Annotated in this window: 13 protein-coding genes; 3 read left to right on the top strand and 10 right to left on the bottom strand. The window is 56.1% G+C overall.

The genetic code is table 11. From position 1 onward, the window contains the following. Nucleotides 1-6 precede the first annotated feature (6 nt). From BMZ66_RS07265 to BMZ66_RS07245, 5 genes are all read right to left on the bottom strand, one after another. Nucleotides 7-714, bottom strand: coding sequence for a head GIN domain-containing protein (locus BMZ66_RS07265; RefSeq protein ID WP_092670623.1), 708 nt, complete (start codon nucleotides 712-714; stop codon nucleotides 7-9). Between the two features lie 67 nt (nucleotides 715-781). After that, a complete protein-coding gene (locus tag BMZ66_RS07260) occupies nucleotides 782-1,264 on the bottom strand; it encodes a hypothetical protein (RefSeq protein ID WP_092670621.1) in 483 nt (160 codons plus the stop codon). 76 nt (nucleotides 1,265-1,340) lie between these two features. Then, complete coding sequence (uvrB, locus tag BMZ66_RS07255) at nucleotides 1,341-3,383, bottom strand: excinuclease ABC subunit UvrB (protein ID WP_092670619.1); 2,043 nt, start codon at nucleotides 3,381-3,383, stop codon at nucleotides 1,341-1,343. A 292-nt stretch (nucleotides 3,384-3,675) separates the two neighbouring features. Then, nucleotides 3,676-5,355, bottom strand: coding sequence for a hypothetical protein (locus tag BMZ66_RS07250; protein WP_143080090.1), 1,680 nt, complete (start codon nucleotides 5,353-5,355; stop codon nucleotides 3,676-3,678). After that, entirely contained in the window at nucleotides 5,345-6,001 is a 657-nt protein-coding gene (locus BMZ66_RS07245; protein WP_092670615.1) for an RNA polymerase sigma factor, read from the bottom strand. Before BMZ66_RS07245 ends, BMZ66_RS07250 begins: the two co-directional genes overlap by 11 nt. 360 nt (nucleotides 6,002-6,361) lie before the next feature. On the opposite strand from BMZ66_RS07245, the gene wrbA reads away from it, so the two are divergent. After that, nucleotides 6,362-6,976, top strand: a complete 615-nt coding sequence (wrbA, locus tag BMZ66_RS07240) for an NAD(P)H:quinone oxidoreductase (protein WP_092670613.1) — start codon at nucleotides 6,362-6,364, stop codon at nucleotides 6,974-6,976. 83 nt (nucleotides 6,977-7,059) lie between these two features. Here the strand turns inward: wrbA and BMZ66_RS07235 are convergent, their stop codons facing one another. Both BMZ66_RS07235 and BMZ66_RS07230 read right to left on the bottom strand, forming a co-directional pair. Then, entirely contained in the window at nucleotides 7,060-7,809 is a 750-nt protein-coding gene (locus BMZ66_RS07235; RefSeq protein WP_092670611.1) for a shikimate dehydrogenase family protein, read from the bottom strand. Between the two features lie 155 nt (nucleotides 7,810-7,964). Next, nucleotides 7,965-8,642, bottom strand: a complete 678-nt coding sequence (locus tag BMZ66_RS07230; RefSeq protein ID WP_092670609.1) for a DedA family protein — start codon at nucleotides 8,640-8,642, stop codon at nucleotides 7,965-7,967. A gap of 472 nt (nucleotides 8,643-9,114) precedes the next feature. Here BMZ66_RS07230 and BMZ66_RS07225 point away from each other — a divergent pair, with 472 nt between their 5' ends. Continuing rightward, entirely contained in the window at nucleotides 9,115-10,038 is a 924-nt protein-coding gene (locus BMZ66_RS07225) for a bestrophin family protein (RefSeq protein ID WP_092670607.1), read from the top strand. Between the two features lie 224 nt (nucleotides 10,039-10,262). Next, the gene (locus tag BMZ66_RS07220) at nucleotides 10,263-12,992 is read left to right on the top strand and encodes a T9SS type A sorting domain-containing protein (protein WP_092670605.1); all 2,730 of its coding nucleotides are present in this window, start codon (nucleotides 10,263-10,265) and stop codon (nucleotides 12,990-12,992) included. Nucleotides 12,993-13,107: 115 nt separating this feature from the next. On the opposite strand, the gene BMZ66_RS07215 is transcribed toward BMZ66_RS07220, so the two are convergent. The 3 genes from BMZ66_RS07215 to BMZ66_RS07205 all read right to left on the bottom strand — a co-directional run bounded on the left by BMZ66_RS07215 (nucleotide 13,108) and on the right by BMZ66_RS07205 (nucleotide 16,699). Then, complete coding sequence (locus BMZ66_RS07215) at nucleotides 13,108-13,938, bottom strand: phosphosulfolactate synthase (protein WP_092670603.1); 831 nt, start codon at nucleotides 13,936-13,938, stop codon at nucleotides 13,108-13,110. A gap of 172 nt (nucleotides 13,939-14,110) precedes the next feature. Then, entirely contained in the window at nucleotides 14,111-15,508 is a 1,398-nt protein-coding gene (locus BMZ66_RS07210) for a tetratricopeptide repeat protein (protein WP_092672860.1), read from the bottom strand. 168 nt (nucleotides 15,509-15,676) lie between these two features. Beyond that, complete coding sequence (locus tag BMZ66_RS07205; protein WP_092670601.1) at nucleotides 15,677-16,699, bottom strand: NAD-dependent epimerase/dehydratase family protein; 1,023 nt, start codon at nucleotides 16,697-16,699, stop codon at nucleotides 15,677-15,679. Nucleotides 16,700-16,767: the final 68 nt, after the last annotated feature.

The raw sequence follows: 16,767 nt of genomic DNA, 5'->3' as shown, positions 1-16,767 counted from the left end.
ACAACGCTACTTCACGCGGCGCACGCTGCCGCCACCGCTGCTGTTGGAGCTGGCCACCCGGGCGTCGCCTTTGTAGCGCACATCGCTGCCACCCGATGCATCTGAGGAAATCTCGCCATCGACCGATACCTTGGCATCGGAGCCGCCGCTGGCGCTGATGGTGGCCGTCGTGCTTTGCAGAGCGAACCCGTTGTAATCGGAGCCGCCGCTGACGTCCACTTTCTGGCGCTCGACACGACCGGTGAGGTTGACGTCGCTGCCGCCCGAGGCCTGCACGGAGAGGGTTTTGGCGGTGATGCTCAGCTTTATGTCGCTGCCGCCGCTGGCATCAATCCGGAAATTGTCGGCGCTAAAATTTGATTCGCCCGTGGCATCTGCCCCACCACTCAGGGACAGGCCCGTGAGCCTCGGGAGAGTAATGTAAACGTTCGCCTTGCGACCATTGCTCAGGAGATTGCGCCAGGAATAATTGGATTCCCAGCCAATCTTCAGCGTTTTACCCTCCACTTTGGTAACTAGGTGTTTTTGTGCTTCGGGCGAAGCCTCTACAACCACGGTGGTGTTGGAGCCCTGTCGGAGCACTACGTCGATGCCGCCGCTGGAGCTGACGACCTCAAAGCCACTGAGCTGGCGCGGTTGCTTCACTTTGTCCTGCGCCATGCAGGAGGTGAGCGAGACAGCAGCTAAAACCGCAGTTAGGAAAAAGTTTTTCATAGCAAAAGCAGAATAAAGGTGCGAATCAGTCGATGCAGGGACCCGCGTCGGGGTTGCCCAGCGCGCACTAATTTACTAGGGCTTTGCGAAAAAGGTATCGTGTCTCAGAAGAGGTATGAAAAGACGTAGTGGCCTTGTAGACGGGGTTGTTAGCGCCGATTGATTGCGCTTCTTTCTCGATTGTCTGTGTTGCTCCGGTTGTTCTCGATTCCGTGCGGATTTCAACAAACTCCCATCCATCGGCGGAAAGCTCATTGATGGTTTGCATTAGCATGCCTTCCAGTTCGCCTCGGTAGTTAGTATTGAACATGTAGCGTTTGGGCTCCAGCTTAGTTTGCCCACGCCAAGCGGGCGCAAGCCAAACACAATATGTATCAGGGTATACCGCCTGATATTGATAGCGCACTCCCGGTGTATCCTTAAGCGTTGTGGTATTTACCGTCGACTGCAAGTTGGTTGCGGGAAGGGGCATCGGTACGGGCACGGGCACCGTCTGTGCTGCGGCCATCCGGCCCATCAGCAGACCTGTAATAAGTAGCCAGTATCTCATAGTGAAAACAGGAAAAAGGGTTAATAACGCAAGACGGCTGCGTCATTAACCCTTTTCCTAATATTATGCCAAATGCCTATTCCCGCTTGCCCTTGAGCATGGTTTTCAGCGCGGCCAGTTCGTCGCGCAGCTTGGCGGCTTGCAGGAAGTCGAGCTCCTTGGCAGCGGCTTCCATCTGCTTCTCGGTGGTCTTAATGAGCTTTTCCAACTCGGGGCGCGTCATCATGGCTACCACCGGTTCGGCAGCCAGGGCCAGGGCGGTGCCATCGCCGTCGGGGCCGGCATATCCCTGAGTTTCCACAATGCGGTAGTCCGACAAGGCCGTTTGGCCCATGATTTCGGAGTGGCTCTTGCGTACGGTGCGCGGCGTGATGCCGTGTAGCTCGTTGTAGGCGGCCTGGGTGGCGCGGCGCCGGTTCGTTTCGTCGATGGCCCGCTGCATGGAACCCGTGATGCGGTCGGCGTACATAATCACCTTGCCCTTGTCGTTTCGCGCGGCGCGGCCCATGGTCTGAATCAGGCTGCGCTGGTCGCGCAGGAAGCCTTCCTTGTCAGCATCAAGGATGGCCACGAGGCTTACTTCGGGCAAATCGAGGCCTTCGCGCAACAGGTTCACGCCAATAAGTACGTCGATTTCGCCCAGGCGCAGCTTGCGCAGAATTTCCACGCGGTCCAGCGTCTTCACGTCGGAGTGCACGTATTCCACCTTGATGCCCAGGCGGTCCATGTATTTGCTCAGTTCCTCGGCCATGCGCTTGGTGAGGGTGGTCACGAGCACGCGGTCGCCTTGCTTCACCCGCTCGTCCACTTCGTCCAGCAGGTCGTCAATCTGGTTGATGCTGGGGCGAATGTCTATTTCGGGGTCGAGCAGGCCCGTGGGGCGGATGATTTGCTCCACGATGATGCCGCCGCTCTGCTCCAGCTCGTAGTCCGAGGGCGTGGCCGACACGAACACGGCCTGCCGGTACATGCTTTCGAACTCGTTGAAGGTCAGTGGCCGGTTGTCGAGGGCCGAGGGCAGGCGGAAACCGTACTCGATAAGCGCCGTTTTGCGGCTGCGGTCGCCGCCCCACATGGCCCGAATTTGGGGCATGGTGGCGTGGCTTTCGTCTACCACCAGGAGGTAATCGTCGGGGAAATAATCGAGCAGGCAGAACGGCCGCGAGCCCGGCGTGCGCCCATCAAAGTAGCGCGAGTAGTTCTCGATGCCCGAGCAGTAGCCCAGCTCCCGAATCATCTCCAGGTCAAACTCCGTGCGCTCCATAATGCGCTTGGCTTCCGAGTCGCGGCCTTCCTTTTCGAAGTAGGCGTGCTGGAGCACCATATCATCCTGAATCTGCTTGATGGCTGAGTTTAGGGTTTCCTTACCGGTCACGAACAGGTTAGCGGGGTACAGGGCCACGCCGTTGGCTTCGTCGCTGAGCTTCTTGCCGCTCACCGGGTCAATCTTGTGCACCGACTCAATTTCATCGCCGAAGAAATAGATGCGGAAGGCATGGTCGGCGTAAGCCGGAAACACGTCCACCGTGTCGCCCTTCACCCGGAAGGTGCCGCGGGTGAATTCTACCTCGGTGCGCGAGTACAGAATCTGCACAAACTGATAAAGCAGGTTATTGCGCGTATAGCGCATGCCGGGCTTGAGGAAAATGACGTTTTTAGCGAATTCCTCGGGGTTGCCGATGCCGTAGATGCACGACACCGAGGCAATTACAATGATGTCGCGCCGCCCGCTGAGTAGGGTAGAGGTGGTGTGGAGCCGCAGCTTCTCGATTTCCTGGTTGATGGCCAAGTCCTTTTCGATGAAGACGTCGGTGCTGGCGATGTAGGCTTCCGGCTGGTAATAGTCGTAGTAACTGATGTAGTACTCGACGGCATTGTTCGGAAAAAACGCCTTGAATTCGCCGTAGAGCTGCGCGGCCAGCGTTTTGTTGTGGCAAAGTACCAGGGCGGGCTTGCCGGTTTGGGCAATTACGTTGGCCATGGTGAAGGTTTTGCCCGTGCCGGTGGCCCCGAGCAGCACCTGGGCGTGCTCGCCGTTGTTTACGCCTTCTACGAGCTTGGCAATGGCCGTGGGCTGGTCGCCGGTCGGCTTAAATTCAGAGGTAAGTTGGTACTCCATGCAACGGGAAAGGTAGGCCGAAAAGGTCAGCCTAACTTAACCACAAACCAGGTTTTTGGGTTTCGTCGGAAGTGAAATGGGAGGCAGAACATCAAGCTCCCATCCTTAGCCAAGGAGGGGACGCTGGTGCGAAGCTCCAGCTGGGGTGGTTGCACTCGTTGAACGAAACCCGAACGATTCTGCCACGAGTTGTTCTATCATCGTTCAACGACTCCAACCACCCCCGTTTTCGCTACGCGAAAACTCCCCTCCTTAGCTAAGGAGGGGAGTTTGTCTTGCTGAGGCAATTGAACTATCGACCGAACTCCACGCCAGCTTCCAGCCCGAAGCTGTAAGGACGGCTCTGCGCCATGAAGCTCTGAACTGGATGAGCATTCAGGGGCACGAGGCCCAGCTCGGCTGTTGGCCCGAGCATGAAGCCCCAGTTGCCGGTGCGGTATTGCGCGCCGGCCGCGCCGCGCACGCTGCCCAGCAGGCGCCGGTAGGGCATACCGGTCGAAGCCAACGAGTAGGTGCGGGTAGCTTCGGGCAAGCCATCTACTTCACTGCGAACCCCGAGCAGGGCACTTACCACGCCGCCAATGCGGCCGTAGATGCTCCAGCCGCGCTTCGCGGGGTTGCTATAACTCAGCTCGACGGGAATGCCCGCCATGCGATAGCGAAAGTCCGTGGTACGCATGGCCCCATTGGTGAATTGGCCCAGGTCAATAAGCTGCTCGCCGATAAAAGCCGAAGAGGAAGCCGACTTGGCAGTGGCTTGGGTGAATTCGGCACCGGTGCTCAACGACCAATGGCCGGCCAAGTGACGCTTGGCTACCAGCGCAATGCGATGGCTAAGGCCGGGGCGCAGGTTCTCGCGGTACTGAGCCGCAGCGGCCTCGGTTAGAGCCGGGGAGTCGGCGCCTAGGGCGGGGTTGTAGTCGTGCTGCGGCTCGATGCCAGTGCGCGAGAAATTGATGTTGGGGTTGAATGCGCCCACGGTGTAGCTGCCGCCGTAGTGCCATTTCTGAGCTGCGAGTACTGGCTCGATTTCGGCAATAGACAAAGAAGTCAAACCATTAGGAAGGGCTGCGGCCTCAGGCAAGCTCAGCGCAGCGGAGTTCGCGGCGAGTAGGCTCACCTGCTCGGGCGCCACGGTAGAAGCAGCTTGCGCGAATGACGCTGCGCCGGGCGTGGCCGTCGCGGCGGCGCCGGTGGTTGTTGTGCCGCTAGCAACAGCTGCTCCGGTGGCTGCAGGAGTTGCCGCCATTGCAACGTTTTCGCCAGTAGCGGCGCTGTTTAGGACAGTGTCGTCGGTGGTGGCAGTTTGTGTTGAGCGTGCGGCCAAGGACTGATTGGCGGCAAGGCTGGTTTTGGTGCTTGCAGCGCTGGTAGTGTTTGTATTACCAGCACCCAAGCCATTTGCCGCGCTGTTAGCGTCGCGGCTAGTGGCCAAGTTCTGGCCCGTTGATGCAGGACCAAATCCCGTGCTACGCCTTGCCGAGTTGGCTGCTACCCCCGACGCTGCCGTGGAAGAACCAGCCGCTGCGTTGCGACGCATTGCGTCGGCATCGCTAAGGGAAGGGTTCAGGGAGGTGCTGCCCGAGGCAGCTACCAACGCGTCCGATGCAGGGCTTGAGCCACCGGGGCTGTTTGCCGGGCGGCCAAAGCGAGCTGAGGTGCTGTCGTTGGGAGTCGTCGCGCGCGTAGCAGTGGCCACTTCCGGGTTGGCCATGTCGCCGGCGCGGTGGGCCCACCAGCCGGTGCCGGCCAGGGTGGCCAGCAGCAGGCTCGCCGCCGCTACCCAGCGTGTGGCAGCCAGCCGACGGCGGTAGGTTTCGTTCTGGCGAACCAGCAGGGAGTTATCAATCTGGTCCCAGAGCATGGGCCGCGGCGGCACGGCGGCCTCTTCGCCCAAGTGGTGGCGAAATAGGTCCTCTAAGCTGCCGGTGGGTTTAGGCGTAGAGTTCTCTTCGATAGGATTAGCTGACATGGCGGGTTGGAGTGCCGAGGCGTTCCAGTTTAGTTTGTAAGATGACCCGGGCCCGGGAATATTGCGATTTGCTCGTGCCCTCGGTGATACCTAATAATTCTCCGATTTCTTTGTGGTTGTAGCCTTCGATAGCGTATAGGTTGAAGACCATGCGGTAGCGCGGAGCCAGCTCCTGCACCATCTCCAATAGCTCCTGGAAATTGTAATTGCTAAGGGTAAACTCTTCGCTGGCCAAGCTCTGGGGGTACTCGCCGTCGCTCACTGCTACCAGCGAGGCATTGCGGCGGTGTTGCCGGAGGGCCGCGTTAATCATAATACGGCGAATCCAGAATTCGAGCGGGCACTCGCGGCGAAAGCTGGCCAGCGTCCGAAACACCGTGATGAACCCTTCTTGCAACACGTCCTCGGCCTCGAAGGTGGTCTGGGCGTAGCGTAGGCATACGGCCATCATTTTGCCCGCGTATTTGTCGTACAAGAGCTTTTGGGCCAGCTGCCGGCCGCGCAGGCAGCCGTCAATCAGCTCGGCTTCGGTGGGCGGGCCGGTTGCGGCCGCGCTGCGGCTGGCCGTGAGGCGTGGCGCCGCGGGCGTTTGGTCCGGCAGCACATCGTCGGCGCCAAACGCGAACCAGGTAACCGCGGTGCTCATGCCGAAAACCGGTAGCCCCTGCCGGCGGGTGAAGTGATAGAGAAGGTCATTTTCTGCAGCGTAGAAAGGCGAATCAAAGCGGGGTGCAGCCCGGCCCGGAGGCGGCCTGCTGCTCTTGGATGCCGGTTGGCTCCGAAAGGTTGCAAGCGGTTCCTAAACATGCTGAACATTCGAAAATTGTGACCCTTCTAAAAACTGAACGCTGAAGATATTATCGGCACGGTTGACAACCATTTGGCCCCGCATGCAGTATGACCTATGTACCTACATGCATTTGCGCATCTGGTTCGGCTTTTATCAAGCGCCCCTCTGCAATCTTTCTACTAACCGTTTTTATTTCCCAACCCTTTTTCCTTTTTTATGAAGACTCTTGTGCTGTTTTATTCCACCTATGGTCACATCTGGAAATTGGCCGAAGCCATTGCCGAAGGTGCCCGCCAAGTCGATGGCAACGAAGTAGTAATTAAGCGGGTGCCCGAAACCCTGCCCCAGTCCTTGCTGGACCAGATTGGCGCCACCGAAGCCCAAAAAGCTTTCTCGCACCTGCCCGTGGCAACCCCCGACGAGCTAACTGAGTACGACGCCATCATCTTCGGCACCCCCACGCGCTACGGCAACTTGTGCGGCCAGATGCAAGCCTACATGGACAGCACCGGCGGTCTGTGGGCCAAAGGCGCGCTAGTGGGCAAAGTAGGCGGCGCCTTCGTGAGCACCGCCACCCAGCACGGCGGCCAGGAAACCACCATTCGCGCCTTCCATACCGAACTGCTGCACCACGGCTTCGTGATTGTGGGCCTGCCCTACGCCTGGCAGGGGCAGATGGGCCATGAGGAAGTGACTGGCGGCACGCCCTACGGCGCCAGCACCGTGGCCGGCGGCCAGGGCGAGCGCATGCCCAGCGAAAACGAGCTGGAAGGCGCGCGCTTCCAAGGTAAGCACACAGCAGAAATTGCCAAGAAGCTGGCGGTTAAGTAGTCGTATGTAAGCTTCAGCCAATTCACAGAAAGACCCGTCAGCGTGCTGGCGGGTCTTTCTCTTTATATCTGTACTAGAGTGCATCAAGCAAAATGCTTATTCCAGATGTCCCAGGCTGCTTCGGCCTGCAGGCACAGCATCTCAAACCCATTCTTTACTTGCGCTCCGGCCTCTTTGCCCTTCAGCATGAAAAGCGTTTCCATGGGGTTATACACCAGGTCGTAGAGGTAGTGGTGTTCAGTGAGTGACGGGTAGGGCAGGCGGGGGCATTCGTCGGTGAGCGGAAAGGTGCCCAGCGGCGTGGTGTTGATAATGAGCGGATGGGCGGCTAGTATCTCCGGGGTCACGTCGTCGTAGGTCAGACCGGGGCCCAGGGGGTGGCGCGTCACGTTCCAGTAGGGAATGCCTAGGTCGAGCAGGGCTACTTCCACGGCTTTGGCAGCGCCGCCGTTGCCCAGTATCAGCGCGCGGGCCTCCTCGCCGCGCAACGGGCAGAACGTGCGCAGCGAATCCCGAAAGCCGATGTAGTCGGTGTTGTGGCCCACCAGCAGGCCCTCGGCATCAAACTCAATCACATTCACAGCGCCCACGCGGCTGGCCGAGGGCGCCAGCTTATCTAAGTAGGGCACCACCTGCTCTTTGTAGGGCACCGTCACGTTCAGGCCCACCAGATTGGGGTGCGCCGCCACCAGGTCTGGCAACTCTCCAATTTTTGCCAACTCAAACAGGTCGTATTGGTGCTCGGTCAGCTGCAGCGAGTAGAACTTCTGCGTGAAGAAGGTCTGCGAAAACGAGTGGCTGAGGGTACGGCCAATGAGCCCAAACTGACGCATGCGATAATGCTTTGATAGAAGAAAACAGCCCCAAAATAACACAAAAAAACCGCCCCAACAAAGCAATGGTGGGGCGGTTTGACTAACATATTACAATTTCAGCCGCTGCTCAGCTACCTGTGCTGGCCAGCCACAGATGCATGTAGCTGCAAGCTTTACTGGCCGCCAGCAGCGGGCTGGGGGCTGAACTTGCTTTTCAAATACGACCACAGGGGCGGCAGTATCGAGATGAGGATGATGGCGTAGATAACCAGCGTGAAGTTCTTCTGCACCCAGGCAATGTTGCCAAAAAAGTAGCCCGCTAGCGTCAGCGAAATCACCCACAGGGCCGCACCCGCAATGCTGTATGTCACAAAGAAGCGGTACGTCATGGTGCCCACCCCGGCCACAAAGGGCGCAAACGTGCGAACAATGGGCACAAAGCGCGCCATGATGATGGTCTTACCTCCGTGCTTGGCATAGAAGTCCTGGGTTTGGTCGAGGTACTTGCGGTTCAGAAACTTATAATTTTCTCGGAACACGCGGGGCCCAAGGTAATCGCCCACAAAGTAGTTGAGGTTGTCGCCGATAAAGGCCGCCGCCATCAGCAGCGGAATCAGTATCACGACGTTGAGCAGGGGCTCGCCGGTTTGCAAGTTGGGCTGGGCCGCCAGCGTGCCGGCCACAAATAGCAGCGAGTCGCCGGGCAGGAAGGGGAATATGATAACGCCTGTCTCGGTGAAGATGATGAGGAATAGAATAAGGTAGGTGAGGCTGCCGTATTCGTTCACCAGGAGTTTAAGGTGCACGTCGAGGTGCAGAATGATGTCGAAAAAATGCTTGAGTAGTTCCATGCCGAGCGTAAGTGAACTGCAAAGAAAACCGGCCGCCGCCGAACTAACCGATTTGCGGCTCTAGGCTTGCGCGCTGCTGTCTGCCCACACTACAGATTCTGGTAGCTGAACGGTCGAGCTTTTCAGGTTGCTATGGGCTCAAAGGCAACCCCTGTTTTTGCAGGTTTCTTTAAAGCCTGGATGCGCCTGACAAAAGATTTCTAGAGAATTTTGACACAAGGTTAAAATTTAGTTAAAAAAATCACAATTAAAGCAAATTAGTGCAAGCTGCTAATTCATAGGTGAGTTAGCTAGGAAATTGTATTACTTGGCTAGCAAAATGGATTAGAAAAAGCACCGCACCGCCCGAAAGTGGCACGACCTATGAGCAGCCCTGAACCCAGCGAATGGGCCAAGGCATTGTTGCGCTTTGGTAGCCTCAACCTCCGTTAATATTTTTTCGTTGAAGGAATAAAATTCTACTATATATCACATGATAGTGTACCAAGGCGGAGACTGGTGGCGCGCCCTGCGTCATTTCCAGACTTCGGCCGTTATCCGGTTGCTTCTGAAGCGCGTAGCACTAGTGGGCCTATACGGCTCTGCAGTGGCCGTTGTAAGCATTGATTTTCATACCCTTAATATTAAAATTGGGCGCGAATACCTGTCCATTCTGGGCATTTTGCTCAGCTTGCTCCTCGTGTTTCGCACGAACACGGCTTACGACCGGTACTACGAAGGCCGAAAGGTGTGGGGCATCCTGGTGTCACAGTGCCGCGGGCTTGCCATGGAAATGAATGCGCTGCTGCCCCGCGAGGCCAAGTCGAGCCGCCGCTACTTTGCCGCTCTCATCTCCAACTTCCCCATTGCCGTAGAAGGCAGCCTTCGCAACAAGGTGCGCTTTGATAAAATGGAGGCGACGCCCGACATCATCGAGCGCCTGCAAAAAGCCGAGAATGTGGCCTCCACCATCATTGCCGTGCTCATGGAAAGCGTGGAGCAGCTGCGGCAGGTTCAGATTTTCGACCCCATTCACCTCGTCAACATCAAGCAGCACTACCTGGCCATGATGGCCGTGAACGGAACGTGCGAACGCATCAAGGCCACGCCTATCCCGTATTCCTACAGCTTCTTTATAAAGTGCTACATTACCATTTTCATCATGATAATGCCGCTGGTGTTGGTGGAATCCTGCGACTGGTGGATGGTGCCCATCACCATGATAGGCGCCTACGCCATGTTGGGCCTGGAAATGATAGGCAACGAAATCGAAAACCCCTTCGGATACGACAGTAACGACCTGCCTATCACCCAGCTCTCCAATAAAATTCGCGTAAGTGTGCACGACCTATTGGGGGTAGAATTACCCGCCGAGAAGAAGGCTTTGGCTTCGGTGCCTTACAGCGTGGTCCACTAGCAAGGCTTGCTCTGCAAACGGGCGTTATTGGGGCTAGCAGGCCATTACATGAGCCTTTGCGGAAGCCGTAAATCGGGCCAAAAAGTGCGTTTAAAGGCCACGACAGCCTATTCATTAAAATCTTTCGTAATAGTCATACTTTTTTTTGACTCCTGCGTATATGCGCCTCACCGCAATACGCTAATTGTGCGTTTCTCTCTTCTTTTCCTTCAATTTTCGTCTTTATGCGACCTTTAACTTTTACTCAGAAGCTGTTGCGACAGCGTAACTTTTTAGCCTCCCTCATTCCGCTCTTTGCGTTGTTTGTCGGGCTGGGCGCGTCACAGACGGCTCAGGCGCAAAACATTACTTCAAGTAATTATTTCATAGGCAGAGGAAATCCTACTGTAAACACCACTTTCGGTGGTAGTTCGGCAATAACGCCGAATTTCAATAATGCGAACCTTGGCAGTTTCGACATTAATTCTCCCAGCACCTTATTACTCAACGGTGGTGAGGTCGTCTTTGAAGCAATTAATAATCAGGCTGCTAATGCGCCAAATGATGTAGTTCTTCGTTTTCGTATCCAAGATGCGGCCTTAAACACAGTAGCCCCTTTTGAAGCTATTTCGCTGACACGGACTGCAGTCTCGTCGAATAATCGAGTTTATACATACCGTTTGGATAATGCTTCGCGGAGCTTGATTGCCTTGGTGACAGCCAGTGGTAGTTACCGGATACAGGCAAGATTCGAGGTAAGCACTCCAAATGACCCTATCACTGCTGATGCCTTCCGTGCTGCCACTTTCACCGTTACAGGTACTCCCGTTACACCTACTGGACTTACCAACAGTAATATCTTCATCAACACGGTTGGTGAACTAACGCCCAACACTATTTATGGGGGAAGTTCGGGCACCGCGCCTCTCTTCCAAGGCACAAACCTGGGTAGTTACGATATTAACAATGGAGAGCTAACGCTGAATGGCGGCAACGTGACAACCTTCGAGCGTACTGGTGACGACATTCAGAACCCTCGTTTGGTATATCGAATTCAAAAGCCCGTGCAACCGGGAAATACCTCGGTAATAAACTTTGCCCCCTCCAACATTGCCCTTGTACAACTTGGCACACCTACGAGCCAACCAAACGGCACTTCGCGCGTTTTTTCTAATGCGACAGCACTGCGCAACCTAATTGCGACTCTTGCGGGCTTTGGCGCAGGTGAATACACCATCACAGTATCGTTCGAGGCTGACTTATTTACAAACACCAGCTTTGTTGGTGTAATTACGGACCCAAGAACAGGCGGTTACACGGCAAGATTTGTGACTACAGGCGTTCCTTTTCCCACAAACACTTGGGAAGGTTTGAGAAGCGACGACTGGTTTGACGGTCGGAACTGGAGTTTGCGTTCGGTGCCAACTAATAATACCAACGTGATTGTGCCTAACTACCTAAGTGGTGCTCCCAACCTCGCTCCGAACATCAGGGCTACTGCCGCCACTGGTCCGGCAAGGGCCCGCAATTTGGATTTGCAAGGGTCATCGCAAGCGGAGCGCTCTATTCTTCGGTTAATTACTGGCCGATTTATAGTTAGTGGTAGCTTTTTTAATCGGTTCGACACGTTTATCCAACGCACAGGTACCCCGACGTTGGCTTCAGTTATAGAGTTTTCCAGCCCTGGTAATTCACAAATTTCGGGTGGCAATTTTACATCAGTAGAAATATCTGGCGGCGGTAGAAAAGCGCTAACTGGCATCATGAATATTGATGCTGAATTGCGATTTGCGCCCAATGGCGGAATTCTTAGCACGGATGTCAGCCGGCCCCTTGAAAATGTAATTAACCTAGGTGAACGTAGCGTCTTAGCTCCTAACGGTGCGCAATTGGTTGGCGAAAGCGAAACAGCCTATGTCCGTGGTTTTATGGAAACCGTGCGCAGCGATGTGCGAGTCAATGAGCTTGACCCAGTTACTGGGCAGATTCGTCCCCGCACCTATGGAAACATGGGAATGACAATCAATTTCAAAGGACCTAATAACCCTGGCAACGTTCGCGTAACACGTAACACTGCGGAAAGCTATACGCCGCTTGCAGGGCCTCTGCGAACTGAACGCTTCGGCATACGTCGCATCTTTGGAGTGCGTCCTTCCAATGAATCTGCCGTGGGCGGCTTGTTGGCTGACCTTACCTTCCGCTACCGTGACGCTGAGTTGATTAACCTAGGTCCACAAGGCAACGGCTCAATTGCTGAGCCTAACCTGGCCCTGTTCGTATCGACAAGCGGCGGCAACCAGTTTGGCGCATTGGGCAGCGACGCCCTCGACCAGACTGCCAACATCCTGACCAAAAACAATGTGACAGTATTCGCTACTTTCACCCTTGGCGACCGCACGAATCCGTTGCCCGTTACACTCACTGCTTTCGATGCCAAGCGCACCGGCACCAACGTTCTGCTGACGTGGGACACGGCCATTGAGCTCAACAACAAAGGGTTTTATGTGCAAGTGTCTACCGACGGCAAGCAGTTTCGTACCATCGGCTTCGTAGCCAGCGAGGCGCCCAACAGCACCCGCCTACGTAATTACAGCTATATCGATACCGAAGAGAACAAAGCTGGTCAGCGTTATTATCGCCTTCGTCAAGTAGACTTAGATGGTAAGGAAGCATTTTTTGGACCCCGTTCGGTCAGCTTTGAAGGCAAAGCGCTTGCCGCAGCTCTGACGGCTTACCCCAACCCTTTGGGTAACGCTGACAAACTGTACTTAACTGTGCAGTCGCCGGTGAGTGGCCAAGGCCGCGTAAGCATCACAGACATGACGGGCCGCGTAGTTAGCCAGCAGCAAATCGAGATTATAGCCGGCAGCACCGATGCAGCCGTAAATGGCCTAAACGACTTGAAAGGTGGCCTCTACATGGTACGCTTGGTATTGCCCAACGGCGAGGTTCAAAACCTCAAAGTGCAGAAGTAATAAATTGCTTCCTGCGGCACATAAAAAAGCCGGCTTCCGTGAGGGAGCCGGCTTTTTTTGTAGCTAATGGCGAGTAATGCAATCTATGCTAATTCTTGCCGAGGTGCTGATTGTCCTAACCGCGGGGCATGGACGTGCCTGGCTTACCCGTCTTTGCTGCTGGGTGGAACATAGGGTCCACGGCATCCATGTCGAGGAAGTGCGAGAAGGTATCGCCGCGCAAGCCCAAGCGGATGGTCTCAAGGCTTACCACTTCGTTGGGGGCAATATTGCCCAGGTTCACGTTGGCGCCCAGCAGCTTGATGAACCATACTTGCTGGGCCTTTTGCGGAGCTTCCCACAAAATCTTCTCCGAAGGAATCTTGGTCAGAATTTCTTCTACCAGACCCGAGCGCACCTCGCCGGTGCTGCGAAACAGGCCCACATTGCCACCTTCGCGGGCCTCGCCAATCACCTTGATGGCACCGGCCTCCAATTCGGTTTCCATCTGCGCAATCCACTTGTAAGGCGGAATGATTTTCTCAGCGTCTTTCGAGCCCACCTCGCTCAGCACGCGTACAGCCTTGGTCAATTCGCGGATGTACTCGCATTTGCGTTCATGAGCGAGGTCGATGCTACCGTCTGATACTTCAGCGTACTCCATGCCGTAAGTGTCCAGCAGGCGGCGATAATCGTCGAATTGGTTGCGAATAATAAACGCCTCAAACAATGTGCCTCCGAAGTACACAGGAATGTTGGCAGCCCGGTAGATTTCAAGCTTGCGCTTGAGGTTGGGCACCACGTAGGAGGTGGCCCAGCCCAGCTTCACCACATCGGTATAGGCGCCGCCCACTTCCAGGAAGTCTTCTACTTCGCGCAGGCTCATGCCCTTGTCCATCACCATGGTGTAGCCTTGCTCGCGGGGTTTGGGAGTGCGCTCCGGCAGTTGAGAGAGGTCGTAATTCATTAATTAGCTATGAAATGTGCTGGCTGAATTTTTGCGGATGGATTTGCCACCCGTAAAATGACAAAAAAAACCGCCTGCGTAGGCGCAGGCGGTTGCAAAAATAAGTCATTCGGTTGCTGTTGTGGTCCAAGCGCTAGTTTATGGGGAAATTGCCACTGTCAACGCGCTTTTTCTATTTTCGGAACTGCTCAATTAACTTCTTCAGACCCGGCTGTTCGCGCAGAGCAGGAAAATAGTCGAACAGCAACACATGTTGCTCGTAGTTCAGCGTCAAAGCCGTTTCGAGCGTAGCATAGGCTTCACGCAGGCGGCCATCGGCCAGCAGGTAAGCGCACAGCATGTAGTGAAAATGCGCTTCGTGAGGGTGCAGGTTCACGGCATGGCGCACCAAGTCTACGGCTTCGGAAAAGTGTCCTTGCTCGTAGAGGATAGCGCTCCAGTTCACCCAGCCCTGCACATCATCAGGAGCTACTTCGGTGGCTTTCTCGTACGATTCAAGGGCACTTACTACGTTGCCAACTTGGTTCTCAGCTGCCCCCAGTGCCGACCAGTACTCGCCGCTCTCGGCATAGAGCTCGGTGGCCTTGCGGAAGTAGTGGATGGCCTCAAACCAACGGCCCTGCTCCTGCAGCAACACGCCCTGCCCAAACCAAGCTTCGTCCATCTCAGGATTAATCTCGAGGGCCTGACGGTAGTAGCGACGGGCAGGCTCCCACTCGCGCAGCTTCTCGTAGCACTCGCCAATGTTACAGAGGGCCTCGTCCGTCGGCTCGCCGGCCGGGTAAGCCAGTTCGAACTCCAGAATGGCTTTCTTGTACTCCTGCTGGCACACGAAAGTGTCGGCCAGCCAGTGGTGGGCATCGTGGAAATCGGGGCTGATTACCACGGCGTAATCGAACGCCTCAGCGGCTTTGGTAAAGTCCTCGCGGCGATACCAGTACTGCCCCAGGTTGTACCAAGCGGTGGCAGAATACGGGTCGTCGTCCGTGAATCCTTTAAAGAACTCCTCGTGCTCCTCCAGCCGTCCGGTAATATCCAGGCAGTGCAGGAGTTCCTGTACGCCGGTCTCATTGTCGGGGTTGAGGCGCAGGCTTTGCTTGTAGTGCTTGGCCGCGCTTTTGAATTTCTGCCAGCTCTGAAAGGCCAGCCCGAGGTTAAAGTGAATGTCTTCGCGCTCGGGTTCCTGCTCCAGGCCAGCCCGGAAAAACTCAACCGCCTGGGCAAACTCGCCCCGCTGCGTGCTGATGATGCCCCTCGTCACGGCCACGTCGGCGTTGGTCGGGTCAAGCGCCGCTACTTCGTCAATCTGGCGCTCGGCTTCGGTATAGTCGCCGCGCATGGCCGTTACCTGGGCGCGGTCAATGAGTAGTTCGGTTGAAAAAGGGTACTGGCCAAGGGCCGCCTCGCAAGCTTGCAGGGCTTTGTCAAATTCTGCATTCGTGACGTAGTGGTCGATGATGTTCTCAAAGTCCTCCAAGTCGAAGAAAACAGGCTCTTGCTGGGCCACCATGCGCTCAAAACGACGCACGACATCCAACACGGCCCGGTGGTTTTCAAAATGTTCGTTCATGCGCATAAAACCGCAGTTAAGTAAGTGGATTAATCTGGTTTTGTGGGCGGCCCAATGCAACAGCTGGTTTTGGTCGCCGCATCGCACTTAATCGCCGTTCCACTCCACTTTATCAGTTCTCTATCAATAATAACAAATCTTAGCTAAAACCGTGCAATCCGGATGTTGCTAAGATACGATAACCGCTGGCGAGACGGTTGTATTTGCCGTTAATTTGGCCGCACACCACGCCAATGTCTCAGCTAACGGCCGGAATCCTAGGCCAGTAGCACTTTGTACTTTAGCGTGCGCGTACACAACTGGCTGGCGACCGGCACGGGCCGTGTCTTTCGTGATTAGAGGCCGGGCACCGGTAAGTATTGCCCGGGCGTGCTCCAAACGCCAGATGATTTCGGCAGCCCAGTCGGGCACTGCCACACTCGGGGCCCGGCGGTGCATGGCCGCCGCCGCCTGCTGGAAAAAATCGGCCAGCGGCACGGCTTCGGCGCTCACTATGTAGCGCTCGCCGCTTAGGGCGGGCTGGTCGAGCGTGAGGGCAATAAGGTGCGCCACTACATCGCGCACATCCACAAAATTCACTAGCCCACGGGTGTAAAAGCGGTGCTGCTGGTGCGCATAGCGCAACAGCCGGGTACTGCTACGGTGCCAGTTGCCCGGCCCCAGCACCACCGATGGGTTAACAATGACAGCCGATAAGCCCTCCGCCACCCCACGCCACACCTCCAGCTCGCCCAAGTACTTGGAGGTCGCATAAGCTGGGTGGGCCGCACCCAGGTCCCAGGCACTTTTCTCCGTCACCGTAAACACGCCGCCGGGACCGGCAGTACTTCCCGCCGTTGGGCCGCCTAACGCAGCCACCGACGAGACGTGCGCCAGTCGAATCCCCGGGTGCTCCAGGCAGGCATCAACGACTGCAGCCGTTCCCTGCACGTTCACATTCAACAGCAAATCCTCGTCCTGGGGGGCGTAGGAAACCAAGCCCGCGCAATGAAAAACATGCGTCACGTCGGGGGTGAGGGCCGCCCGCAGCAAGTCAGTATCGAGCAAGTCGCCAGTTAGCCACTCTACGCCGGGAGCTGCGTCGTCAGGGATAGCGCCTCGGTGCAAAGCCCGCACCGCCAGCCCCCTTGCCCGAAGACCCTGCAACAAGAAAGAGCCAATCAGGCCAGTGCCGCCAGTAACGAATATCATAGAATAAAGCGGAGGTTAATGGCAAGTTTTGCGGAATGGCCACTTTTCACAAAACATGATTAGTGCCT

Source organism: Hymenobacter arizonensis, from assembly GCF_900115775.1.
GTDB lineage: Bacteria > Bacteroidota > Bacteroidia > Cytophagales > Hymenobacteraceae > Hymenobacter > Hymenobacter arizonensis.
Note: the sequence above shows the minus strand (reverse complement) of the source record. Positions and strands in the feature narration are given on the sequence as shown.